Genomic DNA, 25,473 nt, shown 5'->3' with positions numbered 1-25,473 from the left:
CCCCCCCCCCCCCCGGGGGAGGGGGTTGGGGGGGGGGGGACGCACAGCGAGGATTCTCGGGATAGGCACGCCGTGCATCCCCCTCACCCCGACCCTCTCCCCGGGGGGGAGAGGGGGACTTGGGCGTTACAGCTCAACCAATCAAAGCTTGTAGGCGTTCTTGGCGAGGCGGTAGGCGAGGTCGACGGCCAGTTCCGCGGCCTCGTCCTCGGCCAGCCGGTGTTCGGCGACCAGACGGGCGAGGAAGCTGCAATCGACGCGGCGCGACACGTCGTGGCGGGCCGGGATCGAGCAGAAGGCGCGGGTGTCGTCGTTGAAGCCCACCGTGTTGTAGAAGCCGGCGGTCTCCGTGATCATCTCGCGGTAGCGGCGCATGCCCTCGGGGCTGTCGTGGAACCACCAGGCCGGGCCGACGCGCAGCGCCGGGTAATGGCCGGCCAGCGGCGCCAACTCGCGGGCGTAGCTGTCCTCATCCAGGGTGAACAGGATGATGGTCAGGTCACGCTCGTTGCCAAAGCGGTCGAGCAGCGGCTTCAGCGCCCGCACATACTCGGTGCCGCTCGGGATGTCGGCGCCCTTGTCGCGGCCGAAGCGCTGGAACACGAGGTCGTTGTGGTTGCGGAAGCTGCCGGGATGGATCTGCATGACCAGACCGTCCTCCAGGCTCATCCGCGCCATTTCGGTCAGCATCTGGGCGCGGAAGAGTTCGGCTTCCTCGGCCGTGGCGCCGCCGCGGCGCACAATGTCGAACAGCTTCTCGGCCTCGGCGCGGGCCAGATCGGCGGTCGCCGCCGTCGGGTGGCCATGGTCGGTCGAGGTGGCGCCGAAGCTCTTGAAATAGAGGCGGCGGTCGGCCAGCGCGGCGAGATAGCCGTCCCAGGTCGCGGTGTCCTTGCCGGTGATGCGGCCCAGTTCGGCAAGGTTGTCGCGGAAGCCCTCGAACTCCGGATCGACGACCGGATCGGGACGGAAGGCGGTGATGACCCGGCCCTTCCAGCCGCTCTCGCGGATCGCCTTGTGGTGCACCAGCGGGTCGAGCGGCGATTCGGTGGTCGCCAGCACTTCGAGGTTGAAGCGTTCGAACAGGGCGCGCGGGCGGAACTCCGGCTTGCGCAGGCACTCCTCGATCTGGTCATAGATGCGGTCGGCGCTGGCGGCGCTCAGACGCTCGGTGACGCCGAACACCGTCTCGAAGGCATGGGTCAGCCACATCGAGGTGGGCGTGCCGCGGAACAGGTGCCAGTTGCTGGCCAGCAGGCGCCAGATGGCGCGCGAATCGGACGAGGTTTCCCCGCCGTCCTTGCGCGGAACACCCAGCTGCTCCAGCGGAATTCCCTGGCTGTAGAGCATGCGGAATGCATAATGGTCGGGCTTGACGAACAGGCTGGCCGGGTCGGGGAACGCCTCGTTCTGGGCGAACCAGGACGGATCGGTGTGGCCGTGCGGGCTGACGATCGGCAGGGCGGCGACTTCGCCATACAGGCGGCGCGCGATGTCGCGTTGCGTCGGGTCGCTCGGGAAAAGACGGTCGGGGTGAAGCATCGGAAGCCTCTACGCTGCAAGAGAAGGACAAAAGCAGGGTGGGGGAAGGCGGGGTCCGTGCGGGGGACCGTCCCTACCGGCTGGCTGTATAATATTAATATATCAGATTAGATTGCAAGCCCAATCGTTCCCATTTCGCGGCATCGGTGCCAATGCGGCCTGCGCCCAGTCGCCGCACCCGATCCGTTTGAGAGGGTGGCGATGGATTTGACCTTGGTGAAGGGGGACGGGTAGATTGACGGGTATGACGAACATCCCACGGGCGGCGGTGCGCTGCCCGGATACATGCCTGCCGGAATGGAGCCATCGGTGAAGAAGGTCGCGACGACAGAGGATGAAGGCGGCCTGGTCTCCGCAACCGTGCGCCGCGCGGCGGCCCCGGCCGCGGCGGTCCGTCCGCCGCGCCGCGCCGCGACCGTGGCCTCGCGCATCTACCGCGATCTGCGGGCGGAGATCGTCTCGCTGAAGCGCAAGCCCGGTGACGCCATCGCCGAGAAGCAGATCGCCGAGGCCTATGGCGTCAGCCGCACGCCGGTGCGCGAGGCGGTGCTGAAGCTGGCCGACGAGGGGCTGATCGAGATTTTCCCGCAGTCCGGCACCTTCGTGTCGCGCATCCCGCTGGACGCCCTGCCGGAGGCCTTCGCCATCCGCAAGGCGCTGGAGGAGGCGACGGTGCGCTATGCGGCGGCGCGGGCCAGCCGCAGCCAGATCGCCGCGCTCCGCGCCAATCTGGAATTGCAGCGGGAGATGCAGGAAACCGCCAACTATGAGGGTTTCCATCAGGCAGACGAGGCGTTCCACGCGCTGATCGCGGAGATCGCCGGCTATCCCGGATTCTGGACGCTGATCCAGCAGACCAAGGTGCAGATCGACCGCTACCGTCTGCTGACCCTGCCGGTGCGCGGCCGCATCGCCGAGGTGATCGCGGAGCATGCCGCCATCCTCGAAGCGGTGGCGGCCAACGATCCCGCGGCCGCCATCAAGGCGCTGGACGACCATCTGGACGACCTGCAGATCTCGATCGCCGACATCCGCCGCGACTATCCGCGTTACTTCACCGCGCCGGGAGATCCGGTCTAAGGGGCCGGTCTGAACCGAGACCGCAGGCTTACGTCGCGTCGGCTTCCGCGGCGTAGGCCACCGGTTCGCCCAGGAAGTCCTCGCGGATCGGCGTGAAGATGTCGAGCAGAACGCCCGGCTCCAGCGCCACCACGCCATGCAGGATGTTGGACGGCACCATATAGCCGTCGCCGGCGTTCAGCCGCTTGGTGCGGCCGTCGATGGTGACGTCGAAGGATCCCTTCTCCACCACGGCGCACTGGACATGGGGATGGCGATGCTGCGCGCCGATGGCGCCGGCCTCGAACTCCACCCGCACCATCATCATCGTGTCGTTGTAGCCGAGAATCTTGCGGCGCACGCCGTCGCCCAGATCCTGCCACGGAATGTCGCCCGCGGTGACGAACACGTCGGTGGTCATCTTTCCCCTCTCCCTGCCGAGGTCCCCTCTCCGGCGGTGAGAGGGGCGTTGTTGCGGATCAGCGTGCCAGCCAGCCGCCATCGACCGGCAGGATGGTGCCGTGGACATAGTCGGAGGCGTCCGATGCCAGGAACACCGCCGGGCCGGCCATGTCGGTCGGCACGCTCCAGCGCCCGGCCGGGATGCGGGCCAGGATCTCGGCGTTGCGCTTCTCGTCGGCGCGGAGCGCGGTGGTGTTGTTGGTCTCGACATAGCCGGGGGCGATGGCGTTCACGTTGATGCCCTTGCCCGCCCATTCGCAGGCCAGCAGCTTGGTGATGCCGGCGACGCCGCTTTTGGAGGCCGTGTAGGACGGCACCCGGATGCCGCCCTGGAAGGACAGCATCGATGCGATGTTGATGATCTTGCCCTTCGCGTTCCGGCCCATGACGTGGCGGCCGAAAGCCTGGCAGAGGAAGAAGGTTGACTTGATGTTGACGGTCATCACCTCGTCCCAGTCGGCTTCGGTGAAGTCGATGGAATCGGCGCGGCGGATGATGCCGGCGTTGTTGACGAGGATGTCGAGCTTGCCCAGCCCGGCGACCGTCTCCTCCATGATGCGGGGAATCGGTTCGATGCTGGTGAAGTCGGCGGCGATGGAGACGAAACGCCGGCCGGCCGCCTCCACCATCGCCTGCGTCTCGACCGGCGGGGTGCGGCCGGCGACCGCGACGTCGGCGCCGGCCTGGGCCAGCGCCACGGCGATGGCCTGTCCGATGCCGGTGTTGGCGCCGGTGACCAGCGCCGTTTTGCCGGAGAGATCGAAGGGGGTCGTCATGGCGGTCGTCCTCAGCGCAGGCGGTCCATGGCGACGAAGTCCATGTCCGTGAAGTCCTGGTTGTCGCCGCCCATCGCCCAGATGAAGGTGTAGTTGCGGGTGCCGACGCCGGAATGGATCGACCAGGGCGGGGAGATCACCGCCTGCTCGTTGGCGACGACGAGGTGGCGGGTCTGCTCCGGCTCGCCCATCAGGTGGATGACGCGGGCGTCATCGGGCAGGTCGAAGTAGAAATACACCTCGCAGCGCCGGTCATGGGTGTGGCACGGCATCGTGTTCCACATGTTGTTCGGCTTGAGCACCGTCATGCCCAGAACCAGCTGCGCGGTGCGCACCACGTCCGGGTGGATCATCTGGTAGATGGTGCGCTCGTTCGACTGGGCCGGGTCGCCGAGATGCACGGCCTTGGCCTGACCGATCGAGATCTTCATCGTCTCGAATCGGGCATGGGCGGGGGTGCTGTTCAGGTAGAACTTGGCCGGCTCGCGGCGGTCCAGGCTTTCGAACGTGACGTCCTTGCTGCCCATCGCGACATAGAGCGCGTCGCGCGGCGCCAGTTCATAGACGGCACCGTCGACGGTGACGCGGCCGGCGCCGCCGACATTGACCACGCCCAGCTCGCGCCGGTCGAGGAAGTTGGGCGAGCCGATCTCCTTCGACGATTCCAGCTTCACCGGGCCGGCGACCGGCATGGCGCCGCCGACCACGAAGCGGTCGATGTGGCTGTAGGTGAAGACGGTCTCGTCCGCCTCGAACAGGGTCGGGACCAGGAAATGGTCGCGCAGCGTCTCGGTGTCGTAGCTGCGGACGGCATCGGGGTGCGAGGCGTGCCGGACGGAGATTTTCATGGGGTGGTCCTTTCAAATCTGTGCAGCCGGCTGTCCGGCAGGTCTGACGCCATCATACTAATATACTAGTAAGCGGAGCAAGGCTTAATGATGGAAATCCGGACATTTCATCAAACGGAGGGTGCGACAAAGATGCCGGGGGCGGTCGAACCGTGGCGGGGCGGGGGCGCCGCGTTGCGCCGGCGGCCAGGGTAATATATTAGTGGACGGTCCTCGTCCGGAGTGTCCAATCATGACTATCCCGCAATCTGGCCAACAATCTGGCCAGCAGCCCCGCAAGCGCATCGCCCTCGTCGCCCACGACGCCCGCAAGGCGGACCTCATCGCCTGGATCGGTGCCAACATCGCGGCGCTGGACGGCCACGCCTTCTGGGCGACCGGAACCACCGGCCAGAAGGTGCGCGACGCCCATCCCGGCCTGGACGTGACCCCGCTGAAGAGCGGCCCGCTGGGCGGCGACCAGCAGATCGGCGCGATGATCGCGGAGGGGCGGATCGACCTGCTGGTCTTCTTCGTCGATCCGATGACCGCCCAGCCGCACGACGTGGATGTGAAGGCGCTGACCCGGCTGGCGACGCTCTACAACATCCCGATGGCCTGCAACGAGGCGACGGCCGACATGATCGTCTCCTCCGCCCATTTCGCCAGCGGCTACGCCCCGCGCGCCGCCTGCTTCACGGCGTACGAGACGCGCAAGGTGTGAGCGCCCCCCGCCATCCTCAGGCAGTGAAATACTGCGGATAGGTCTGCCGGACGTCGGCGATGCCCAGTTGCAGGTCGGTCAGGTGGTGGCGCAGTTCGCCCACCGCGCGGTCGGGGTCGCGGGCGGCGACCGCCTCGACGATGGCGCTGTGTTCGCCCAGCGCCTTGTCCATCCTGCCGGCGGCCGGGAGGGTCAGGTGGCGGTAGCGGTCGATCTGCCGCTTCACCTGCTGGGTCACCGCCCAGAAGCCGGGATAGCCGGAGATCTCCGCCAGCAGCGCGTGGAACGCCTCGTCGGCATCGTGGAAGCCGTCGAAATTGCCGGCCTCCTTCATCTCGCGCTGCAGTTCCAAATTGGCGCGCAGGCGGGCGATCTGGCTGCCGGTCGCCTGTTCGGCGGCGTAGCGCACCGTCGCCTCCTCCAGCGCGCGGCGGATGGCGATGGCCTCCGGCAAGGCACTGATCGGAATGCGGGCGACGAAGGTGCCGGACTGCGGGAACACCTCCACCAGACCTTCGTCGGCAAGCTTCAGCATCGCCTCGCGCACCGGCGTGCGGCTGACGCCATAGGCCTCCGCCACCTCCTTCTCGATCACCGGTTCGCCCGGTTTGCGGCGCAACGAGACAATGTCGTCGCGCAGGTCGCGATAGATGGTGCCCGACACGGTGGCCCCACGATGGGCGGGTCTCGCGGTGGCACTGGCGGGCCGGCGACGACGGCGGCGCGCCGGTGCGGCCACGGCCACCAAATTCGAATCGCCCGCATTGGAATCCATGGTCGTCCCGATCCTGTCCTTCGGCCTGATGCCGCAATTACTAATATATCGCTGCGCTTCCATGGGCGAAAAGCCTTTTGCCGCCGGAAATTCATGGCTGCCCGGCGACAGCTCCTGTGACAGCTTGGGACGGGCGGTTCAGCAGGGTTGCAATGGCCGGGCTGCTTGTTTCACTCTCCACAACCTACCCATACGTATACCCACCTTTGCACCGCCCATTGCGAGCCCGATCCGTATGACCGCAGCGCCGACCACCCCATCGCCGTCGGAAAGGCTGTTCCGCAAGGCGGCGCTCGACCGCCTGTCGTCGCCGGAGGAACTGGACCGGCTGGTCACGCTGACCACGCCGCGGGGCTGGCTGGCACTGACCGCGCTGCTGGGGCTGCTGGCGCTGGCGCTGGTGTGGGCGGTGGTGGGGAGCATCCCGACGCGGGTGACCGGCTCCGGCCTGCTGGTCAGCAGCGGCGGCCGGGTGTTCGACGCGGTCGCCAGCGCATCCGGCGCGCTGGTGGCGCCGCTGGTCAAGCCGGGCGACACGGTGACCGCCGGCCAACTGCTGGCCCGCGTCGACAAGGCGGAGCTTGAACAGACGCTCGACCACGCGCGGGCGGTGGTGAGGGAGCGGGAGCAGGATCTGTCCCGCCGCACCAATCAGCTGGAGCGCGAGGCGCAGGCCCGCCGCGCCAATTTCGCCGCCCGCCGCGCCGCCCTGCGACAGGTGGTGGCCGCCGCCGAGACGCGCGTGCAGTTCCTCGACACCCTGCTGCGCGGGCAGGAGGACATCGCCAGCCGCGGCTTCACCACCCGCCAGCGGGTGGAGGACACGCGGCAGGAGCTGGCCGCCGCCCGCCAGAAGGTCAGCGACGCCAAGAGCCAGCTTCTTCAGATCGACACCGAGGAGCTGGACATGGCCAGCCGGGCCGAGCAGACGCTGACCGAGGGGCGCGACCGCGTCGCCGATGCCCGCCGGCGGGTGGACGAGCTTGCCCTGCAGTTGGAGCAGGACACGCGGATCCTCAGCCCGACCGACGGGCGCGTCACTGAATGGAAGGTGGCGGAGGGCGCCCGCGTCGCCGCCGGCACCCCGGTGGTCAGCATCGAAAGCGGATCGCGCGGCCTGCAGCTGGTGCTCTATGTCCCGCCGGAGCATGGCAAGAAACTGAAGCCCGGCATGGATGTCCGCATCGCGCCGTCGACGGTGCGCAAGGAGGAATACGGCACGCTGGTCGGCCGGGTCGCCGAGGTGTCGGACTTCCCCTCCACCCCGCAAGGCATGCAGGCGGTGCTGCAGAACGACCGGCTGGTGGCGCAGTTCTCCGCCAAGGGACCACCGTTTGCCGTGCGCGTCGATCTGGTGCCGGAGGCCGGCACGCCGTCCGGCTACCGCTGGTCGTCTGGCGCCGGCCCGGCGATGACCATCACCAGCGGCACCCTGGCCGAGGGCGAGGTGACGGTGCGCGAACAGCCGCCGATGGCCTTCGTCATCCCGGCCCTGCGCAAGGCGACCGGCCTGTGAGCGCAAAGCCGCCGGTTCGCCGTCAGAGCAGAGTCCGCACGCCCACCCTGCTGCAGATGGAGGCGGTGGAGTGCGGCGCCGCCTCGCTCGGCATCGTTCTGGCTTATTTCGGCCGCTGGGTGCCGCTGGAGGAGCTGCGCGTCGCCTGCGGCGTGTCGCGCGACGGCAGCAAGGCCAGCAACCTGCTGCGCGCCGCCCGGCGCTACGGCCTGACCGCCAAGGGCTTCAAGAAGGAGCCCGACGCGCTGGCCGACATGCCCTGGCCGATGATCGTCCATTGGAACTTCAACCATTATCTGGTCTTCGAAGGTTTCAAGGGCGATCACGCCTATCTGAACGATCCGGTCACCGGGCCGCGCCGCGTCACCCGCGCGGAGTTCTCCGAGGCCTTCACCGGTGTCGCCCTGGCTTTCGAGAAGGGGCCGGAGTTCGTCGCCGGAGCGAAGCCGCCCGGCCTTGCCGGCATGCTGGGGCGACAACTGAAACGGTCGCGCGCCGCGGTGGGATTCGCACTGGCCGCCAGTCTGGCGCTGGTGCTGCCGGGCATCGCCCTGCCGGCCTTCACCAAGGCCTTCGTCGACGAGGTGCTGATCGGCGGGCAGCGCAGCTGGCTGGTCCCGCTGCTGCTGGGGATGGGCGCCACGGCGCTGCTGCGGGCGGCGCTGACGGCATTGCAGCAGTCGGCCCTGCTGAAGCTGGAGACCAAATTCGCCATGGTGATGGCCAGCCGCTATGTCTGGCGGCTGCTGCAACTGCCGGTGCCCTTCTTCGGCCAGCGCCATCCCGGCGACATTGCCGGCCGCGTCGCCGCCAACGACCGGGTGGCGCGGCTGCTGTCGGGGGAGATGGCGACGGCGGCGATGAGCCTGCTGACGGTGGTCTTTTTCGGGCTGGTCATGCTGACCTACGACGTGGCGCTGGCGGCGGTGACCATCCTGCTGGTGCTGGGCAACGTGCTGTTCCTGCGCGGCGCCTCGCGCGGGCGGGAGGATGCGGGGCGGCGCCTGCTGTCGGAACAGGCCAAGTTGGGCGCCGTCACCATCGGCAGCATCCAGGCGATCGAGACGCTGAAGTCGGCCGGGCTGGAGGGGCAGGCGTTCGAGCGCTGGGCCGGCTATCAGGCGCGGCTGTTGTCGGTGCGCCAGACGCTGGGGGTGCATTCGGCGATGCTGACGGTGGCACCGACCTTTCTCAACGCGCTGGGCACGGCGGCGATATTGGGGCTGGGCGCGGTGCGGGTGATGGACGGGGCGCTGACCGTTGGCGCGCTGGTGGCGTTCCAGAGCCTGGCCGCCAGCTTTTCCGAGCCGGTCGCCAAGCTGGTCGGCATGGGCGGGACGCTGCAGCGGGTGAAGGCCGATCTGCAGCGGCTGAACGACACGCTGGACCATGCGCCCGACCCGCAGTCCGGCCTCGTCGCCGAGGGGGCGGAGATTGCGGACGGGCCGGCGCGGCTGAGCGGGGCGGTGGAGCTGGTCGACGTGTCCTTCGGCTACAGCGTGCTCGACCCGCCGCTGATCGAGGGGCTGTCGCTGGCGCTGGCGCCGGGGATGCGGGTGGCGCTGGTCGGCGGCTCGGGCAGCGGGAAATCCACCGTCGGCCGGCTGATCTGCGGCCTCGTCCAGCCCTGGTCGGGGCAAATCCTGTTCGACGGGCGCCCGCCGGCCGAGATCCCGGTGGGGCTGCGCGCCGCCTCCATCGCCTATGTCGACCAGGACGTCTTCCTGTTCGACGGCTCGGTGCGCGACAACCTGACCCTGTGGGACCGCACGGTGCCGGAGGCGGCGCTGACCCGCGCGCTGGAGGACGCCGCCATCCTGGGCGAGGTCGCCGGACGCCAGGGCCAGCTCGACGCGCCGGTCGCCGAAGGGGGCGCGAATTTCAGCGGCGGCCAGCGCCAGCGGCTGGAGATCGCCCGCGCGCTGACCGGCAACCCGTCGATCCTGGTTCTGGACGAGGCGACGGCGGCGCTGGACGTCGCGACGGAAAAGCTGATCGACGACAATCTGCGGCGGCGCGGCTGCACCTGCATCATCATCGCCCACCGGCTGAGCACGATCCGTGATTGCGACGAGATCATCGTGCTGAACCAGGGCCGGGTGGTGGAGCGCGGCAGCCACGAAGACCTTCTGGCGCGCGGCGGCGAGTATGCCTCGCTGATCGCGGCGGGGTGAGACGATGGACGTTCTGGACAGCCCCGCGACACTGCAGGCCGCCATTCTGGTGGAGGGCGGCAACCACCGGCCGCTGACGTTGGACGACCCGCGTCTAGGCTGGCGGGTGGAAGACGGCTATGTCGACCTGTTCCACCTCGCGGGCAACAGCGGCCGGCGCCGCCACCTGTTCCGGGCGGAAACCGGGGCGCTGCTGTTCGGGGTCGGCAAGCAGGAGGACGCGACCCTGGTGGCGGTCGGCTCCATCGGCTCGCGCCTCAGCGGGGTAGAGCGGGAAACGCTGGCCGGGGCGGAGGATTTCCTGCCCCATGCCGAGGCCTGGATCCTGCGCCTGACCGATGCCGCGACCGGCGGCGAGGCGGTCTGGCCCGACCGGGTGGCGGAACCGGGCGAGCGCTCGCTCGGTCCCGGCGAACGGCTGTATGCCGATCCGCGCCGGCCGCTGTGGCTGACGGTGGCGGAGGGGCATGCCGCATGGCTGGGCGGTCCGGCGACGGCGGCCGGCGAGCCGCCGCTGCCGATGGCCGACCGCGCCTGGATTGAAAGTACCGCCGGGGCCGCCGTTTCGGTGACCGAGGCGTGGCCCGATGCCGCCACTCTGTGGCCGGCCTTCGACCGCTTCCATGCGCTGGTGCTGAACCGCATCGGCAGCCGCGTCGCCGTCCAGGCCGACAGCGAGGCGAAGCGCGCCCTGCGCAGCCGGGACTCGGCACGGGAGTCGCTGGCCCAGGCGCTGGGCGGCCTGTCCGACCTCGTCGATGGGCAGGCGTCCACGGCCGCTCCGGTCCTTGGCGATCCGCTCTCGGGTGCGCTGGCCGCGCTGATGGCGCACATGGGGCTGGAGGAGCCGCTTCCCCGCATCGATGCCGCCGGCAAGCCGGCCAGTGAAATGCTGGACCTGATGCTGGCCGGGGCGCGCTTGCGCGGTCGCAAGGTGATCCTGCGCGACGGCTGGTGGCGGAGCGAAGGGGCGCCGATGCTCGGCTGGCTGGAGGAGGGTAGGGTGCCGGTGGCGCTGCTGCCCACCCCATCCGGCTTCGACATGCTGGTGTCCGGCGGCCGGCGCCGGGTGACGCAGGAGATGGCCGACGTCATGGCGGCGGAGGCGCTGCACCTCTATCGCCCACTGCCGGCCCGCGCGCTGGGTGCGGCGGAGGCGATCCGCTTTCCCCTGCGCGGCCTTGGCGGCGACGGCATGCGGCTGGGGCTGAGCGGGCTGGCGGCGGCGGTTCTGGGGCTTCTGGTGCCGGTTGCCACCGGCTTCCTGTTCGACAGCGCCATCCCGCGCGCCGATACCGGGCAGCTGGTCTTCATCATCGCCGGGCTGGTCGCCGCCGCTATCGGCGGTGCGGCGTTCGACATCGTCAAGGTGATGGCGGTGCTGCGGCTGGAAAGCCGGATCGACGGGGTGATGCAGGCGGCCTTCATCGACCGGCTGTTCGCCCTGCCGGTCGGCTTCTTCCGCCGCTTCACCGCCGGCGACCTCGCCGACCGGGCGCTGGGGTTGCAGACCGTGCGCGAGATCCTGGCGGCGAGCACGGTGACCGGCCTGCTGGGCGCGCTGTTCGGGTCGATCAGCCTGGGGCTGCTGGCGGTCTATGACTGGCGCCTCGCCCTGGTCGCGACAGGCTTGGCGCTGCTGTCGGCGCTGGTGACCGCGGCGCTGTCCTATGGCCAGCTGCGGCACGAGCGGGAGCATATCCGGCGTCAGGGCCGGCTCGACGGGCTGGTGTTGCAGCTGATCGTCGGCATCGGCAAGCTGCGCGTCGCCGGGGCGGAGCCGCGGGCGATGGCGGAATGGGCACGCGGCTTCTCGGCGCAGAAGTCGCGTGCGGTGGCCGCCCAGCGTTACGGCAATGCGCTGGAGACCTTCCACGCTGCCTTCCCGACGCTGGCGACCATCGCGGTGTTCCTGGCGGTGGCGCTGCTGATGGAATCGGACGCCAAGCAGCAGGCGTTGCAGGCGCTCGCCGCCACGCCGGGGCAGGAGGCGCCGGCCGCCTTCACCACCGGCAGTTTCCTGGCCTTCATCACCGCCTTCGGCCAGCTGCTGGCGGCGATGACCGAGATGGCGCACGCCCTGACCAAGAGCCTGACCGTCCTGCCGCTGCTGGAGCGCGCCCGCCCGATCCTGGAGACCGCACCCGAGGTTCAGGCCGGCCGCGACGCGCCGGGCGAGCTGCAGGGCGGCATCACCTTGAGCCGCGTCGGCTTCCGCTACGCCCCCGATGCGCCGCCGGTGCTGCACGACCTCAGCCTGTCGATCGAACCGGGGGAGTTCGTCGCCATCGTCGGCGCGTCGGGCAGCGGCAAATCCACGGTGATGCGCCTGCTGCTGGGCTTCGAGCGACCGGACCAGGGGGAGGTGTTCTTCGACGGGCGCGCCGCCGAACGGCTCGACCTCGCCGCCGTGCGCCGGCAGATCGGCGTGGTGCTGCAGAACGGGCGGATCACGGCGGGCAGCCTGTTCCAGAACATCGTCGGCACCGCGCCGCTCGGGCTGGACGATGCGTGGCATGCGGCGCGGCTGGTCGGGCTGGACCGCGACATCGAACAGATGCCGATGGGCATGCACACGGTGCTGATGGACGGCGGCAGCACCCTGTCGGGCGGCCAGCGCCAGCGGCTGATGATCGCCCGCGCCCTGGTGCATCGCCCGCGCGTCCTGCTGCTGGACGAGGCGACCAGCGCGCTCGACAACCGCACCCAGGCGGTGGTGACGGCGTCGCTCGCCAAGCTCAGCGTCACCCGCGTGGTGATCGCCCACCGCCTCAGCACCATCCGCGACGTCGACCGCATCCTGGTTCTGGACGCCGGGCGGCTGGTGCAGTCCGGGCGCTATGAGGATCTGATGGCGGTGGACGGACCGTTCCGCACTCTCGCCAGCCGGCAGTTGCTTTAGGGGGAATGATGCGCAAGGTGCTGTATATTCTGGGCAATCTCAGCGACGAGGACATCGAGTGGATGGCCCGCGCCGGCCGGCGGCTCGATCTGGCCGGCGGGCAGGTGCTGGTGCGTCAGGGGGAGGCGTCGGACTCGCTCTACATCGTGCTGGAGGGCCATGCCACCGTTGACGTCGCCGGGGTCGGGACGGTGGCGCGGCTGGGCAGCGGCGAGGTCATCGGCGAGGTGTCCTTCGTCGATTCGGCGCCGCCCTCGGCCACCGTGTCGGCGGACGGGCGCTGCATCGTTCTGGCGCTGGCGAAGCGGGAGATCGAGGCGCGACTGCGCAGCGACGGCGGCTTTGCCGGCCGCTTCTACAAGGCCCTGGCGATCTTCCTGGCCGACCGCCTGCGCGGCACCGTCGACCGGCTGAAATACGGCAAGGGCCAGACGATGGACGCCGGCCGGATCATGGAGGACGAGCTGGACGAGGGGCTGCTCGATCAGGTCTCGCTCGCCGGCGCGCGGTTCGAGCGGATGCTGCGCACGCTGATGGCGGCGCGGGGGTAGGGGGCGCGGGAAGCGCGGCCCCCTCCCTAACCCTCCCCCGCTCACGCGGGAGAGGGGACTGCCGCCGCTTCGCATAAGGCACCCTCTCCCGCTTTAGCGGGGGAGGGTCGGGGAGGGGGCACGCGAGGCGCCAACTCCCCAACTGACAACCGTCTTACAGCTTGGCCGCCGCGTCGAACACCGCGTGGCTGTAGGCGCCTTCCGGCTTCTTCGAGATGACCGGGGTGGAGGCGCCCGACATCAGGATGTCGACCGTGCGGTTGAAGTCGGCCGGGTCGAGATAGCCGGTGCCCTTGGCGCCGCCGTCGATCAGCTTGGCGACCTCCTGCATCATGGTGGTCTGGTGCTCCTCGGTCTGGGCGCCGGTGGTGTCGTTCTCCAGCACGATCTTGACCGCCTCGTCCTGGTTCTTGGCGGCGTATTCCCAGCCCTTGGCCGAGGCCTTCACGAACTTCGCCAGCTTCTCGACCATCTTCGGGTCGGACAGCGCCTTCTCCGTGGCGTAGAGGCCGTCCTCCAGGGTGGCGACGCCCTGGTCCTGATACTTGAAGACGGTCAGCTCGTCGGCCTTCATGCCGGCTTCGATCAGCTGCCAATATTCGTTGTAGGTCATGGTGGAGATGCAGCTGGCCTGCTTCTGCAGCAGCGGATCGACGTTGAAGCCCTGCTTCAGAACCTTGACGTCCGGGCTGGAGCCGGAGGTGGAATAGCCCAGCTTGCTCATCCAGGACAGGAAGGGATATTCGTTGCCGGAGAACCAGACGCCCAGCGTGTGGCCCTTGAAATCCTTCGGGTCCTTGATGTTTGCGTCTTTGCGGCAGGTCAGCATCATGCCGGACTTCTGGAACATCTGGGCGATGTTGACCAGCGGCACGCCCTTTTCCCGGCTGGCCAGCGCCGACGGCATCCAGTCGACGATCACGTCGGCGCCGCCGGCGGCGATGACCTGGGTCGGGTTGATGTCGGGGCCGCCGGCCTTGATGGTGACGTCCAGCCCGGCGTCCTTGTAGAAGCCCTTGGCCGCCGCGACGTAATAGCCGGCGAACTGGGCCTGGGTGACCCATTTCAGCTGGAGCGTCAGCGGATCGGCGGCGGCGGCCGGCGCGCCCCAGCCGGCGAGGCCGGTGAGCGCGGTGGCGGCGAGCAGGACGGCGGAGGCAAGGGTCTTCATCGCGTTCGATCCTCTTCTGGCTGGAGTTTGTCTTGGCTTGAGGCGGTCAGCGTTTGCGGAAAGACGGGTGCCAGGCGGTGACATGCCGCTCCGCCAGTGCAAGCGCACCGTAGAGCAGCGATCCGGTCAGGGCGGCGACGGCGATGGTCGCCCACACGATGTCCAGATTCATCCGGGCGACCTGGGTGGAGATGCGGAAGCCCATCCCCACCACCGGCGTCCCGAAGAACTCGGCGACGATGGCCCCGATAAGTGCCAAGGTCGAGTTGATCTTCAGTCCGTTGAACAAAAAGGGCAAGGCGCAGGGAAGCCGAAGCATCGCCAGCGTGCGCCAGTAGCCGGCGCCGTAGGAGCGCATTAGGTCGAGCTGGATGCGCTCGGCGGATTGAAGACCGGCCAAGGTGTTGATGAGCATGGGGAAGAAGGTCATCACCACGATGACGGCGGCCTTGGACTGCCAGTCGAAGCCGAACCACATCACCATGATCGGCGCGATGCCCACCACCGGCACAGCGCTGGCGAGATTGCCCAGCGGCAGCAGCCCGCGCGCCAGGAAGGGCACCCGGTCGGCCAGGATCGCCACGAGGAATCCGGCGCCGCAGCCGATCAGGTAGCCGCGCAGGACGGAGATCAGCACCGTCTGGCGGAAATCGTCCCACAGATCGGCGGCATTGGCGGCGAAGGCGGTTGCCACGAGACTCGGCGGCGGCAGCAGGATGGTCGGCACCTGAAAGCCGCGGGTCAGGATTTCCCACAGCATGACCAGCGCCAGCCCGAACAGGGCGGGACCGGCCAGCCGCGCCGGGCCGCTGATCCCCGCCAGCAGGGCCAGCACCCGCCACAGCAGCAGCGTCGCGCCGGCCACGGAGAGCCAAAGCCCGCCGGCCTGGGAGAGCGCGTAGCCCTGGCTCAGCAGCAGGAGCGGCGTTGCGTAGGCGGCGGCGACTCCGGCTAGTAGAAGCAGGGCTTCTCCCAGAGCGGAAGTGGGCAGGCGCCTCGCCAGAATGGTTGCGACGGTCAGCGCGAAGAGAGCCAGCGCCACCGGTATCTGCGGCAGATACAGGGCGGTGCCGTCGAGCGTGGCGAAGGGCAGCAGCGGTGCGGCCAGCATCACCAGCGGCCACGGGGACATGGCGGGGCGGCTCATCGCGCGCCTCCCCGGCCGCCCGGCACCAGCACCCGTTCGGCGAGGCCGACGGCGGCGACCAGCGTGACGCTCAGCAGGGCCGCCATCACCAGCGCGCTCCAGATCTGCACGGTCTGGCCGTAATAGGAGCCGGACAGCAGCCGGGCGCCCAGTCCCGCCTGTCCGCCGGTCGGCAGCTCGGCGACGATGGCGCCGACGACGCTGGCGGCGACCGCGATCTTCAGGCTGGTGAACAGGTAGGGCAGGGAGGCCGGCAGGCGCAGCAGGCGGAAGGTCTGGGCCGTTCCGGCGCTGTAGGTCCGCATCAGGTCCAACGTCAGCGGATCGGCGGAGCGCAGCCCCTTCACCATGCCGATGGTGATCGGGAAGAAGCAGAGATAGGCGGCGATGATCGCCTTGGGCAGCAGCCCGGTGAAGCCCATGTTGCCGAGGATCACCACGATCATCGGCGCAATCGCCAGGATCGGCACGGTCTGGGACGCGATGACCCAGGGCAGCAGGCTCGATTCCAGCGTGCGCGCCTGGACGATGCCCGCCGCCAGCGCCACACCCAGAACCACTCCCATGCCGAAGCCGGCCAGCGCCGCTCCGGCGGTGACGCCGGTGTGGTAGAGCAGGTTGCGGATGCTGGTCACCGGATAGCCGGTCAGGGAGTTGTAGAGGTCCAGCGCCACCTGATCCGGCGTCGGCAGGATCGGGCGCTTCATCGCCAGCGTGGCGCGGATCAGGTCGGCGGTGGTCCAACCCTGGCCGGCGCGGTTCAGCGCATCCGTCGCCATGGGCGCGTTCAGCCAGACCGCACCGGCGTACCACAGCACCAGCACCGCCAGCGCCATCACGACGACGGGGAGCGCGCGTTTAGTCGTCATAGCTGTGGCCCTCCATCAGCCCTTCGCGGACGCGGTGGGCGATGCGCTGGAACTCCGGGCTTTCGCGGATGTCCAGCGTGCGCTCGCGCGGCAGGTCGCGGTCGCAGTCGATGACGTCGAGGATGCGGCCGGGGCGCGGGCTCATCACCACGATGCGGGTGGAGAGGAACACCGCCTCGGCAATCGAGTGGGTGACGAAGATGCAGGTCTTGCGGGTGCTCAGCCACAGGCGGGTGAGCTGCAGATTCAGATGGTCGCGTGTGATCTCGTCGAGCGCGCCGAACGGCTCGTCCATCAAAAGCAGGTCGGGGTTGAAGGCGAGCGCGCGGGCGATGGACACCCGCTGCTGCATGCCGCCCGACAACTGCCAGGGAAATTTGCGCTCGAAGCCGGAGAGGCCGACGAGGTCCAACTGTTCGCGGGCGCGCTGCTGCCGGTCGGCCTTGGGCAGGCCCATGATTTCCAGCGGCAGCATGACGTTGCGCTCCACCGTCCGCCACGGGTAGAGCGCCGGGGCCTGGAAGACGTAGCCATAGGCGCGCTTCAGCCGTGCCTGTTCCGGCGTCATGCCGTTGACCGTCACCTCGCCGGAGGTCGGCTGTTCGAGGTCGGCGACGACGCGCATCAGCGTGGTCTTGCCGCAGCCGCTGGGACCGATCAGCGAGATGAAATCGCCCTTGGCGATCGACAGGCTGACGTCGCTCAGCGCATAGACCGGATGATCGGCGGCCTGATAGGTCAGGGTCAGGTTGCGGATGTCGACGATGGTGCGCGGCGCGGGGTCTGCGCCCGGCGGAACCAGAGTGAGCGGTGCGGGCTGGGCGGCTGGCACGGCGGTCGTCCCTTCGCGTTGTCGTCTGTCGCGGGGGACGGGAGCAAGAAGCGGACCAGATGGGATGGGGTTGAGTATTCAGCGGGTAGAGCTTTGTTTTTACAAAGAGAAAACTTGTCCATCGAGACAGGAACTGACGGTGTGGACAGTGTTCGGGCAGGTGTGCTTTTCGTAAGGCGCACAATTTTCGGGCTGAGGCTGTCCCGGTGGTGAATTTTCGGGCAGTGGAGGAATGCCCTCTCCCGGGGCGGGAGAGGGCGTGTCTTCCCCTTGCCAGTCCTGCCCCGTCCCCGCTAACTGTTGGGACGGCCGACAAATGCACGGGTCCCATGCTCGACAGTTTCCTGCTTGCCTTCACCGCCCTGTTCTCCATCGTCAATCCGCTGGCGATGGCGCTGATCTTCAGTCAGGTGACGGCGGACAGCAGTCCGCGCGACCGGGCGCGGCTGGCCGGGCTGGTCAGCATCTATTCGGCCATCGTCATGCTGACCGCGCTGTGGGCGGGTGCCTATGTGCTGAACTTCTTCGGCGTGTCGATGGCGGCGTTGCGGATCGCTGGCGGCTTCGTGGTGGCCGAACGGGCGTGGGCGCTGCTGACCGCGCCGGAACGGCACGAGGCGCGCAAGCAGGAACAGGCCGCCCCGACCGGCGACAACGACCGGCTGGCGGAATCGGCCTTCTTCCCGATGACGATCCCCTTCACCACCGGGCCGGGCACCATCTCGGTCGCCATCGCGCTGGGCTCCACCCGCCCGACGCACGGGGCCGGCGGGCTGATGGAGTTCTTCCTGGGCATGTCGGGGGCGGCGCTGGCGATCGCCGCCCTGGTCTGGCTGTCCTACCGCTCCGCCGACCGCATCGTCGCCTTCCTGGGTCCGACGCGGGTGCGGGTGCTGACGCGGCTGTTCGCCTTCCTGCTGTTCTGCGTCGGCGTCCAGATCCTGCTGACCGGTGTTCTGGACGCCTTCCCGCTGCTGTCGCAGAAGGGCTGACCTCAAGCCTTCGGACGCAGGTCCTGAACGCGCTTGGCCTTGCCGATGGAGCGCGCGATGCCACCGGGTTCGACGGCCTCGACGCGGGTGCTGATGCCGATCAGCGATTTGATCGAGTGCTGCAGGTGCTTGGCGTGGCCGTCCCATTCCGACGGGTGGATGTCCTCGTGCATCTCCACCCGGACGGCGAGGTTGTCCATGTGGCCGTCGCGGCTCACCACCAGCTCATAGTGCGGGGCGAGCGCCGGGATCTTGCAGATCAGCTCCTCGACCTGGGTCGGGAAGACGTTCACGCCGCGGATGATGAGCATGTCGTCGGAGCGGCCGGTGATCTTGTCCATCCGCCGCATGCCGCGCGCCGTCGGCGGCAGCAGCCGGGTCAGGTCGCGGGTGCGGTAGCGGATGACCGGCATGCCCTGCTTGGTCAGGGTGGTGAAGACCAGCTCGCCGTAGGAGCCGTCGGGCAGCACCTCGCCTGAGTCGGGGTCGATGATCTCGGGATAGAAATGATCCTCCCAGATCACCGGGCCGTCCTTGGTCTCGACGCATTCCGACGCCACGCCCGGACCCATCACCTCCGACAGGCCGTAGATGTCGACGGCGTGGATGTTGAAGGTGCGCTCGATCTCCTCGCGCAGCGCGCCGGTCCAGGGCTCGGCGCCGAAGATGCCGACGCGCAGGCTGGTGCTGCGCGGGTCGATGCCCTGGCGGCGCATCTCGTCGGCGATGTTCAGCATGTAGGACGGCGTGACCATGATGATGGTCGGCTTGAAGTCCTGGATCAGTTGGACCTGCTTTTCGGTCTGGCCGCCCGACATCGGGATGACGGTGCAGCCCAGCCGCTCCGCCCCGTAATGGGCGCCGAGGCCGCCGGTGAACAGGCCGTAGCCGTAGGCGATGTGCACCCTGTCGCCGCGCGTGCCGCCTGCGGCGCGGATGGAGCGGGCGACGACCTCCGCCCACACGTCGATGTCGCCCTTGGTGTAGCCGACCACCGTCGGCCGCCCGGTGGTGCCGCTGGAGGCATGGACGCGCACGATGTCCTCCATCGGCACGGCGAACATGCCGAAGGGATAGGCCTGGCGCAGGTCGTCCTTCACGGTGAAGGGGAACAGCGCCAGATCCTTCAGCTCCTTGAAGTCGTCGGGATGGACGCCCTTCGCCTCGCACTTGGCGCGGAAGGGCGCGACGTTGGCGTAGGAATGGCGGAGCGACCATGCCAGCCGCTCCGTCTGCATCGCCACGATCTCGTCACGGCTGGCGAACTCGTAGCGGTCCATGCCGGCTTTCGCGCCCTGGTTAACGCCGGTATCGGTCATGATGGACATGGTGCGCTTCTCCCCTTCGTACTGATGCCCGGCGCTTGGCGGCCGGTGATGCCGATTTTTGTTCAGACCCGCTCCACCATCATGGCGATGCCCTGGCCGACGCCGATGCACATGGTGCAGAGCGCGCGGGTCGCCTTGCGGTCCTCCAGTTCCATCACCGCGCTGGCGACCAGACGGGTGCCGCTGGCGCCAAGCGGGTGGCCCAGCGCGATGGCGCCGCCGTTGGGGTTCACATGCTCGGCATCGTCGGGCAGGCCCAACATGCGCAGCACGGCGAGGCCCTGGGCGGCGAAGGCCTCGTTTAGCTCGATCACGTCGACGTCGCCGATGGAGAGGCCGAGGCGGGCCAGCAGCTTCTGCGTCGCCGGGGCCGGGCCGATGCCCATGACGCGCGGCGCCACGCCGGCCACCGCGGTGCCGACGACGCGGGCGCGCGGCGTCAGGCCATAGCGCTTGACCGCGTCGGCCGAGGCGACGATCACCGCGGCGGCGCCGTCATTGACGCCCGACGCATTGCCGGCGGTGACGCTGCCGCCTTCCTTGCGGAAGGGGGTGGAGAGCTTGGCCAGCGTCTCCAGCGTGGTGTCGGGGCGCAGATGCTCGTCGGCGGCGACGATGGTCGGCTCGCCCTTGCGGCGGGGGATGGAGACGGGGACGATCTCGCGGGCGAGGCGGCCCGATTCCTGGGCGCGGCCGGCGCGCTGCTGGCTGCGGACGGCGAAGGCGTCCTGGTCGGCGCGGGAGATGGCGTAGTCGGCGGCGACGTTCTCCGCCGTCTCCGGCATGCTGTCGATGCCGAACTTCGCCTTCATCAGCGGATTGACGAAGCGCCAGCCGATGGTGGTGTCGAAGATCTCCGCCTGCCGGGAAAAGGCGCTGTCGGACTTGCCCATGACGAAGGGGGCGCGGGTCATGCTTTCGACGCCGCCGGCGACGATCAGCTCGGCCTCGCCCGCCTTGATGGCACGGGCGGCCATGCCGATACTGTCCATACCGGAGCCGCAGAGGCGGTTGACCGTGGTGCCGGGCACGGCGACCGGCAGGCCGGCCAGCAATGCTGCCATGCGGGCGACGTTGCGGTTGTCCTCGCCGGCTTGGTTGGCGCAGCCGAGGATCACGTCGTCGACGGCGGACCATTCGACGCCGGGGTTGCGCTCCATCAGGGCCTTCAGCGGCACCGCGGCGAGGTCGTCCGGGCGCACCGGGGCCAGCCCGCCGCCGTAACGGCCGAAGGGGGTGCGGACGGCATCGCAGATGTAGGCTTCACGCATGGTTCGCTCCAGAAACTATCAGATGGGGATCGTGACCGTGGCCGCCAGGGGCGTTGCCTTCGTTGGCTTCAGGCCACCGGAATCACGGTCCCCGCGATGCGTGCCGACTGGCCGCGGAACAGGCCGACCACCGTGCCGTCCTGGTTGGTGACGGTGACGTCGTAGACGCCGGAGCGGCCGCGCTTGTGCACCTCCCGGCATTCGGCGGTCAGCACGTCGCCCAGCTTGGCCGGAGCCGGGAAGGTGATGGAGCAGCCCGCCGCCACCGTCACCTCGTTCGCCGCGTTGCAGGCATAGGCGAAGGCGGTGTCGGCCAGCGTGAAGGTCATGCCGCCATGGCCGATGTCGTGGCCGTTCACCATGTCCTTGCGCACGGTCATCGCCATGCGGGCATAGCCGGGAGCGATTTCCAGCAGCTCGATGCCATGGGCCTGGGCGCAGTGGTCGCGCTCGTACATGCCGCGGCCGACCGCTTCGGCGAGGGATTGGGGATCGGTGTGGGTCTCAGCCATGGAAGCGGTTTCCTCCGGAGATTTTACGGCGCAGCAGGGCGGAGGCGCGGTAGCGGTCCTCGCCGTAGGTGCGGGCCAGCGCGTCGAGCACGGCCAGCACATGGGGCAGGCCGACGCGGTCGGCCCAGGCCAGCGGACCCAGCGGGTAGTTCACGCCCTTGGTCATCGCGATGTCGATGTCGGCGGCGCTGGCGACGCCCTGCATCGCCGCGTCCGCCGCCTCGTTGGCGAGCATGGCGACGGTGCGCATCACCACCAGACCGGGGGCGTCGTCGATCACCGACACCGCTTTGCCCAGCGCCTGAAACAGCCCGGCGGCGGCGGCGAGCGCTTCGGACGGCGTGCCGTCGGCGGGGGCCAGCGCCACGCGGGTGGCCTTGGCGTAGTCCAGCGCGAGGTCGAACAGCACCAGCGGAGCGATGCCGTCCTCCGCCGCACGGGCGGTGGCGGTGCGGCCGTCGGTCAGCGCCAGCGTGACGCCATCGGCGACGAGCACGCCGGTGCCGGCGGTCTCCTCGACGGCGATGCCGGCCTCGCGCAGCAGCCCGACCAGGGACGCTGCGGGGCCGAGGTCGCCCTGCACGGTGACACGCTGCGGCTTGGCGGCCGGTTCGGCGTTGCGCGGCGCCGGCTTGGCGGCGCCGGGGCTGTGGTCGTAAAAGCCGCGGCCGGTTTTGCGGCCGAGACGCCCGGCCTCGACCAGCTCCTGCTGGATCAGCGAGGGCTGGAAGCGCGGGTCGCCGAAATAGGCGGCGTGGACGGAGCGGGTGACGGCGAAGTTCACGTCATGGCCGATCAGGTCCATCAGCTCGAACGGCCCCATGCGGAAGCCGCCGGCCTCGCGGGCGACGGCGTCAATGGTGGCGGGATCGGCGGCCTGTTCCTGCACCAGCCGCAGCCCTTCGGCGTAGAAGGGGCGGGCGACCCGGTTGACGATGAAGCCGGGGGTGGAGCGGCAGCGCACCGGGCTCTTGCCCCAGTCCTTCGCGGTGTCGAACAGCGTGTCGAGCACCGCGGCATCGGTGGCGAGCCCGCTGACGATCTCCACCAGCGCCATCAGCGGCGCCGGGTTGAAGAAATGCAGGCCGGCCAGCCGTTCCGGCCGCTGAACCCCGGCGCCGATGGCGGTGACCGACAGCGACGAGGTGTTGGTGGCGAGAATGGCACCCACGCCGACGATGCCCTCAAGCTCCGCGAACAGGCGGCGTTTGACGTCGAGGTCCTCGACAATGGCCTCCACCACCAAACCGGCGGGGGCGAGGTCGGACAGGCCGTTCACGGCACGCAGCCGGTCGACGGTGGCGTCGCGTTCCGTCGCCGTGCGCTTGCCCTTTTCGACCAGGGTGGTCAGGGCCTTGGCGATGGACTCGACAGCGGCCTGCGCGGCGCCGGGGCGGGTGTCGACCAGCAGGACCGGGTGGCCGGCCTGCGCCGCGACCTGGGCGATGCCCTGGCCCATGGCGCCGGCTCCGACCACCGCGACGGTGACGGAGGGATCGAGCGCCGCCATCACCGCCCCTCGAACTTCGGCGCGCGCTTCTCGACGAAGGCGGCGACGCCCTCGCGATAGTCATGCGTGCGGCCAGCCTCGCGCTGGAGGTCGCGTTCCAGATCCAGCTGGGTGTCGAGGTCGTTGGCTGAGGAGGCGTTGAGCGCCTGCTTGATGAGGGCGAGGCCGCGCGTCGGCTGGGTGGCGAGCTGGCGGGCGAGCGCGCTGGCCTCCGCCATCAGCTTGTCGTCGTCCACCGCCTTCCAAATCATGCCCCAGGCTTCCGCCTGCTCGGCCGTGACCTTGTCGCCCAGCATGGCGAGGCCCATGGCGCGGGCATGGCCGACCAGACGCGGCAGGGTCCAGGTGCCGCCGCTGTCGGGGATCAGCCCGATCTTGCAGAAGGCCTGGATGAAGCTGGCCGACCGCGCCGCCAGCACGATGTCGCAGGCCAGCGCAATGTTGGCGCCCGCCCCGGCGGCGACGCCGTTGACGGCGCAGACCACCGGCATCGGCAGGGCGCGCAAGGACCGGACCAGCGGGTTGTAGTTGGTCTCGATCGACACGCCGAGGTCGGGGCCCTGGGCGCCCGGCGCGACCGCGCGGTCGGACAGGTCCTGCCCGGCGCAGAAGCCGCGCCCGGCGCCGGTCAACAGCAGGCAGCGCACGGCCTTGTCCTCGCGCACCTCGCCGACGGCCTCGCGCAGCTCCTCATGCATCGCCGCGGTGAAGCTGTTCAGCCGGTCCGGACGGTTCAGCGTGATGGTGGCGACGCCGTCGGCGATGTCGAGAAGGATGGTCTTGTCAGTGGTCTGCCGGTCGCTCATTGGGCGGCCTCCAGAACCGGAACGCGGCTCTGCACCACGCGGAAGCGGTTGGCGACGAAGGCGAGGTCGCACAGCGCCGCATTGGCCGCCGGGTTGGCGCCGGTGCCGTGGAAGTCGCTGAAGGCCGCGGACTGGTTGACAAAGACGCCGCCGGTCAGGTTGACCGACAGGGCGACGCCGGCCTCGACGCAAAGGTCGGTGGCCTGCTCGATCAGCTGCGGGTCGGTGCTGTAGAGGCCGGTGGTCAGCGCGCCCTTGGTCCGGGTCAGGCGGGCGGCGCGCTCCAGGCTGTCGGCGGTGCTGTCGGACCTCACGATGATGGAGATCGGGCCGAACAGCTCATGGCCGTACTTGTCCTCGTCGGCCGCATCCATGGTCAGGATCAGCGGCGTGCGGATGCGGGCGTCGGGGAATTTCGGATGGGTGATGGCGCGCGAGGGCAGCACGACGGTGCCGAGCTTGGCGGCTTCATCGATGCGGGCCAGCGTGGCGTCGGACTGGATGGCGCCCAGCACCTCCACGGCGCGTTCCGGGTCGGACAGGAACTTGTCGACGCCGCCGGCGAGCGCGGAGACGACCTGATCGAAGCTCATCCGCTCCGGGCCGGCCTGGATGCCGTCCTTGGGCACGAAGATGACCTGGGTTGTCGTGCACATCTGGCCGGAATAGAGGCTGAGCGTGAAGGCGAGGTTGCGCACCATGCCCTTGGGATCGTCGGTGCCGTCGATCACCACCGTGTTGACGCCGGCCTTCTCGGTGTAGACCTGGGCCTGACGGGCGTTCTGCTCCAGCCAGTCGCCGAAGCTGGTGGAGCCGGTGTAGTCGATCACCGCCACTTCCGGCCGCAGGGCCAGATCCTTGGCGACGGTGTCGCCGATCGCCAGCGTGACGAGGTTGGGGTCGAGCCCGCACTCCGCCAGCACTTCGCGCGCGATCTTCACGGTGATGGCGAGCGGCAGGATGGCGGTGGGGCCGGGCTTCACGATCACCGCGTTGCCGGTGACGAGGCTGGCGAACAGGCCGGGATAGCCGTTCCAGGTCGGGAAGGTGGCGCAGCCGATGACCAGCCCGACGCCGCGGCCGACCACCTCGAAGCGCTTGTCCATCACCAGCGGCGGGTTCTTGCCCTGCGGCTTCTCCCAGCGCGCCGTCGGGGTCTGGTCGGTCATCGCCTTCCAGCCATAGGCGACGGCCTCCAGCCCGCGGTCCTGGGCATGCGGGGCACCGGCCTGGAAGGCCATCATGAAGGCCTGCCCGGTGGTGTGCATCACCGCGTTGGCGATCTCGAAGCTGCGGGCGTTCAACCGCTTGAGGATTTCCAGGCAGACGCCGGCGCGGCCGTTCGGCCCGGCCTTGCGCCAGCCCGGCATCGCCGCCTTGGCCGCCTTCACCAGTGCATCGACGTCCGACACCGGATAGGTAATGCCGAGGTCGAAGCCGAAGGGCGAGCGCTCGCCACCCACCATGCCCCCCTTGGCGCCGGTGACGCCCGGCTGGTCCAGTTCGAAGGGCTTGTCGCGGTAGGCCGCGAAGGCCGCCTCGCCATCCGCCGCCGCCGTCTCGCCATAGGCGCGCGGGCTCGGCATTTCGGGGAAGGCCGACCAATAGGCGCGGCTGCGGCAGGCCTCGACGGCCTTCTGCAGCGTCGCCTCGTGCGTCTCGAACAGACTCTGCGGGGTGGTGGTCATGGCGGGGCGTTTCCTTTTTCTCGTTGATTAGGCGGCGTC

At 69.3% G+C, this 25,473-nt stretch carries 22 protein-coding genes; 7 read left to right on the top strand and 15 right to left on the bottom strand.

The window, feature by feature from the left end:
- Window positions 1–141: 141 nt before the first annotated feature.
- The gene (gene uxaC / locus TSO5_RS14330) at window positions 142–1,542 is read right to left on the bottom strand and encodes a glucuronate isomerase (RefSeq protein ID WP_109152211.1); all 1,401 of its coding nucleotides are present in this window, start codon (window positions 1,540–1,542) and stop codon (window positions 142–144) included.
- A 297-nt stretch (window positions 1,543–1,839) separates the two neighbouring features.
- Here uxaC and TSO5_RS14325 point away from each other — a divergent pair, with 297 nt between their 5' ends.
- Entirely contained in the window at window positions 1,840–2,622 is a 783-nt protein-coding gene (locus tag TSO5_RS14325; RefSeq protein ID WP_109073397.1) for a GntR family transcriptional regulator, read from the top strand.
- 28 nt (window positions 2,623–2,650) lie between these two features.
- Here TSO5_RS14325 and TSO5_RS14320 read toward each other — a convergent pair whose 3' ends face one another.
- The 3 genes from TSO5_RS14320 to kduI are packed head-to-tail and all read right to left on the bottom strand — an operon-like array spanning window position 2,651 to window position 4,687.
- Window positions 2,651–3,022 (bottom strand): cupin domain-containing protein, encoded by a 372-nt coding sequence (locus TSO5_RS14320; protein ID WP_109152210.1) that lies wholly within the window; start codon window positions 3,020–3,022, stop codon window positions 2,651–2,653.
- 58 nt (window positions 3,023–3,080) lie between these two features.
- Window positions 3,081–3,839, bottom strand: coding sequence for a 2-dehydro-3-deoxy-D-gluconate 5-dehydrogenase KduD (gene kduD, locus TSO5_RS14315; RefSeq protein ID WP_109152209.1), 759 nt, complete (start codon window positions 3,837–3,839; stop codon window positions 3,081–3,083).
- Between the two features lie 11 nt (window positions 3,840–3,850).
- On the bottom strand, window positions 3,851–4,687 hold the full coding sequence (gene kduI, locus TSO5_RS14310; RefSeq protein WP_109152208.1) for a 5-dehydro-4-deoxy-D-glucuronate isomerase: 837 nt from the start codon (window positions 4,685–4,687) through the stop codon (window positions 3,851–3,853).
- A gap of 232 nt (window positions 4,688–4,919) precedes the next feature.
- On the opposite strand from kduI, the gene TSO5_RS14305 reads away from it, so the two are divergent.
- On the top strand, window positions 4,920–5,390 hold the full coding sequence (locus tag TSO5_RS14305; RefSeq protein ID WP_109152207.1) for a methylglyoxal synthase: 471 nt from the start codon (window positions 4,920–4,922) through the stop codon (window positions 5,388–5,390).
- Between the two features lie 16 nt (window positions 5,391–5,406).
- On the opposite strand, the gene TSO5_RS14300 is transcribed toward TSO5_RS14305, so the two are convergent.
- Window positions 5,407–6,165: a GntR family transcriptional regulator gene (locus tag TSO5_RS14300; RefSeq protein WP_109152206.1), complete on the bottom strand. Its 759-nt coding sequence runs from the start codon at window positions 6,163–6,165 to the stop codon at window positions 5,407–5,409.
- 235 nt (window positions 6,166–6,400) lie between these two features.
- On the opposite strand from TSO5_RS14300, the gene TSO5_RS14295 reads away from it, so the two are divergent.
- The 4 genes from TSO5_RS14295 to TSO5_RS14280 are packed head-to-tail and all read left to right on the top strand — an operon-like array spanning window position 6,401 to window position 13,308.
- Window positions 6,401–7,681, top strand: a complete 1,281-nt coding sequence (locus TSO5_RS14295; RefSeq protein ID WP_158282416.1) for an NHLP bacteriocin system secretion protein — start codon at window positions 6,401–6,403, stop codon at window positions 7,679–7,681.
- On the top strand, window positions 7,678–9,855 hold the full coding sequence (locus tag TSO5_RS14290) for an NHLP family bacteriocin export ABC transporter peptidase/permease/ATPase subunit (protein ID WP_247870758.1): 2,178 nt from the start codon (window positions 7,678–7,680) through the stop codon (window positions 9,853–9,855). Before TSO5_RS14295 ends, TSO5_RS14290 begins: the two co-directional genes overlap by 4 nt.
- A gap of 4 nt (window positions 9,856–9,859) precedes the next feature.
- A complete protein-coding gene (locus tag TSO5_RS14285) occupies window positions 9,860–12,757 on the top strand; it encodes an NHLP bacteriocin export ABC transporter permease/ATPase subunit (RefSeq protein WP_109152203.1) in 2,898 nt (965 codons plus the stop codon).
- 8 nt (window positions 12,758–12,765) lie between these two features.
- Window positions 12,766–13,308 carry a cyclic nucleotide-binding domain-containing protein gene (locus tag TSO5_RS14280; RefSeq protein ID WP_109152202.1) on the top strand — a complete coding sequence of 181 codons (543 nt, stop codon included), beginning with the start codon at window positions 12,766–12,768 and terminating at the stop codon, window positions 13,306–13,308.
- A 154-nt stretch (window positions 13,309–13,462) separates the two neighbouring features.
- Here the strand turns inward: TSO5_RS14280 and TSO5_RS14275 are convergent, their stop codons facing one another.
- The 4 genes from TSO5_RS14275 to TSO5_RS14260 are packed head-to-tail and all read right to left on the bottom strand — an operon-like array spanning window position 13,463 to window position 17,297.
- Window positions 13,463–14,479, bottom strand: a complete 1,017-nt coding sequence (locus TSO5_RS14275; protein ID WP_109152201.1) for an ABC transporter substrate-binding protein — start codon at window positions 14,477–14,479, stop codon at window positions 13,463–13,465.
- A gap of 46 nt (window positions 14,480–14,525) precedes the next feature.
- Window positions 14,526–15,626 (bottom strand): ABC transporter permease, encoded by a 1,101-nt coding sequence (locus TSO5_RS14270; protein ID WP_109152200.1) that lies wholly within the window; start codon window positions 15,624–15,626, stop codon window positions 14,526–14,528.
- Window positions 15,623–16,495, bottom strand: a complete 873-nt coding sequence (locus TSO5_RS14265) for an ABC transporter permease (protein WP_109152199.1) — start codon at window positions 16,493–16,495, stop codon at window positions 15,623–15,625. Before TSO5_RS14265 ends, TSO5_RS14270 begins: the two co-directional genes overlap by 4 nt.
- Entirely contained in the window at window positions 16,485–17,297 is an 813-nt protein-coding gene (locus TSO5_RS14260; RefSeq protein ID WP_199230903.1) for an ABC transporter ATP-binding protein, read from the bottom strand. The genes TSO5_RS14265 and TSO5_RS14260 overlap by 11 nt, the downstream gene beginning before the upstream one ends.
- 359 nt (window positions 17,298–17,656) lie before the next feature.
- On the opposite strand from TSO5_RS14260, the gene TSO5_RS14255 reads away from it, so the two are divergent.
- The gene (locus TSO5_RS14255) at window positions 17,657–18,319 is read left to right on the top strand and encodes a MarC family protein (RefSeq protein WP_109152197.1); all 663 of its coding nucleotides are present in this window, start codon (window positions 17,657–17,659) and stop codon (window positions 18,317–18,319) included.
- A 2-nt stretch (window positions 18,320–18,321) separates the two neighbouring features.
- Here the strand turns inward: TSO5_RS14255 and paaK are convergent, their stop codons facing one another.
- From paaK to paaN, 6 genes are all read right to left on the bottom strand, one after another.
- The gene (gene paaK / locus TSO5_RS14250; RefSeq protein WP_199230902.1) at window positions 18,322–19,647 is read right to left on the bottom strand and encodes a phenylacetate--CoA ligase PaaK; all 1,326 of its coding nucleotides are present in this window, start codon (window positions 19,645–19,647) and stop codon (window positions 18,322–18,324) included.
- A gap of 62 nt (window positions 19,648–19,709) precedes the next feature.
- Window positions 19,710–20,918: a 3-oxoadipyl-CoA thiolase gene (gene pcaF, locus TSO5_RS14245; RefSeq protein ID WP_109152196.1), complete on the bottom strand. Its 1,209-nt coding sequence runs from the start codon at window positions 20,916–20,918 to the stop codon at window positions 19,710–19,712.
- 68 nt (window positions 20,919–20,986) lie between these two features.
- Window positions 20,987–21,430, bottom strand: a complete 444-nt coding sequence (paaI, locus tag TSO5_RS14240) for a hydroxyphenylacetyl-CoA thioesterase PaaI (RefSeq protein WP_109152195.1) — start codon at window positions 21,428–21,430, stop codon at window positions 20,987–20,989.
- Window positions 21,423–22,940: a 3-hydroxyacyl-CoA dehydrogenase PaaH gene (paaH, locus tag TSO5_RS14235; protein ID WP_109152194.1), complete on the bottom strand. Its 1,518-nt coding sequence runs from the start codon at window positions 22,938–22,940 to the stop codon at window positions 21,423–21,425. The genes paaI and paaH overlap by 8 nt, the downstream gene beginning before the upstream one ends.
- The gene (gene paaG, locus TSO5_RS14230; protein WP_109152193.1) at window positions 22,940–23,746 is read right to left on the bottom strand and encodes a 2-(1,2-epoxy-1,2-dihydrophenyl)acetyl-CoA isomerase PaaG; all 807 of its coding nucleotides are present in this window, start codon (window positions 23,744–23,746) and stop codon (window positions 22,940–22,942) included. The genes paaH and paaG overlap by 1 nt, the downstream gene beginning before the upstream one ends.
- The gene (paaN, locus tag TSO5_RS14225; RefSeq protein WP_109152192.1) at window positions 23,743–25,434 is read right to left on the bottom strand and encodes a phenylacetic acid degradation protein PaaN; all 1,692 of its coding nucleotides are present in this window, start codon (window positions 25,432–25,434) and stop codon (window positions 23,743–23,745) included. The genes paaG and paaN overlap by 4 nt, the downstream gene beginning before the upstream one ends.
- Window positions 25,435–25,473 lie beyond the last annotated feature (39 nt).

Source organism: Azospirillum sp. TSO5 (assembly GCF_003116065.1).
GTDB lineage: Bacteria > Pseudomonadota > Alphaproteobacteria > Azospirillales > Azospirillaceae > Azospirillum.
The sequence above is the reverse complement of the archived record's forward strand: the minus strand, read 5'-3'. Positions and strand labels throughout refer to the sequence as shown.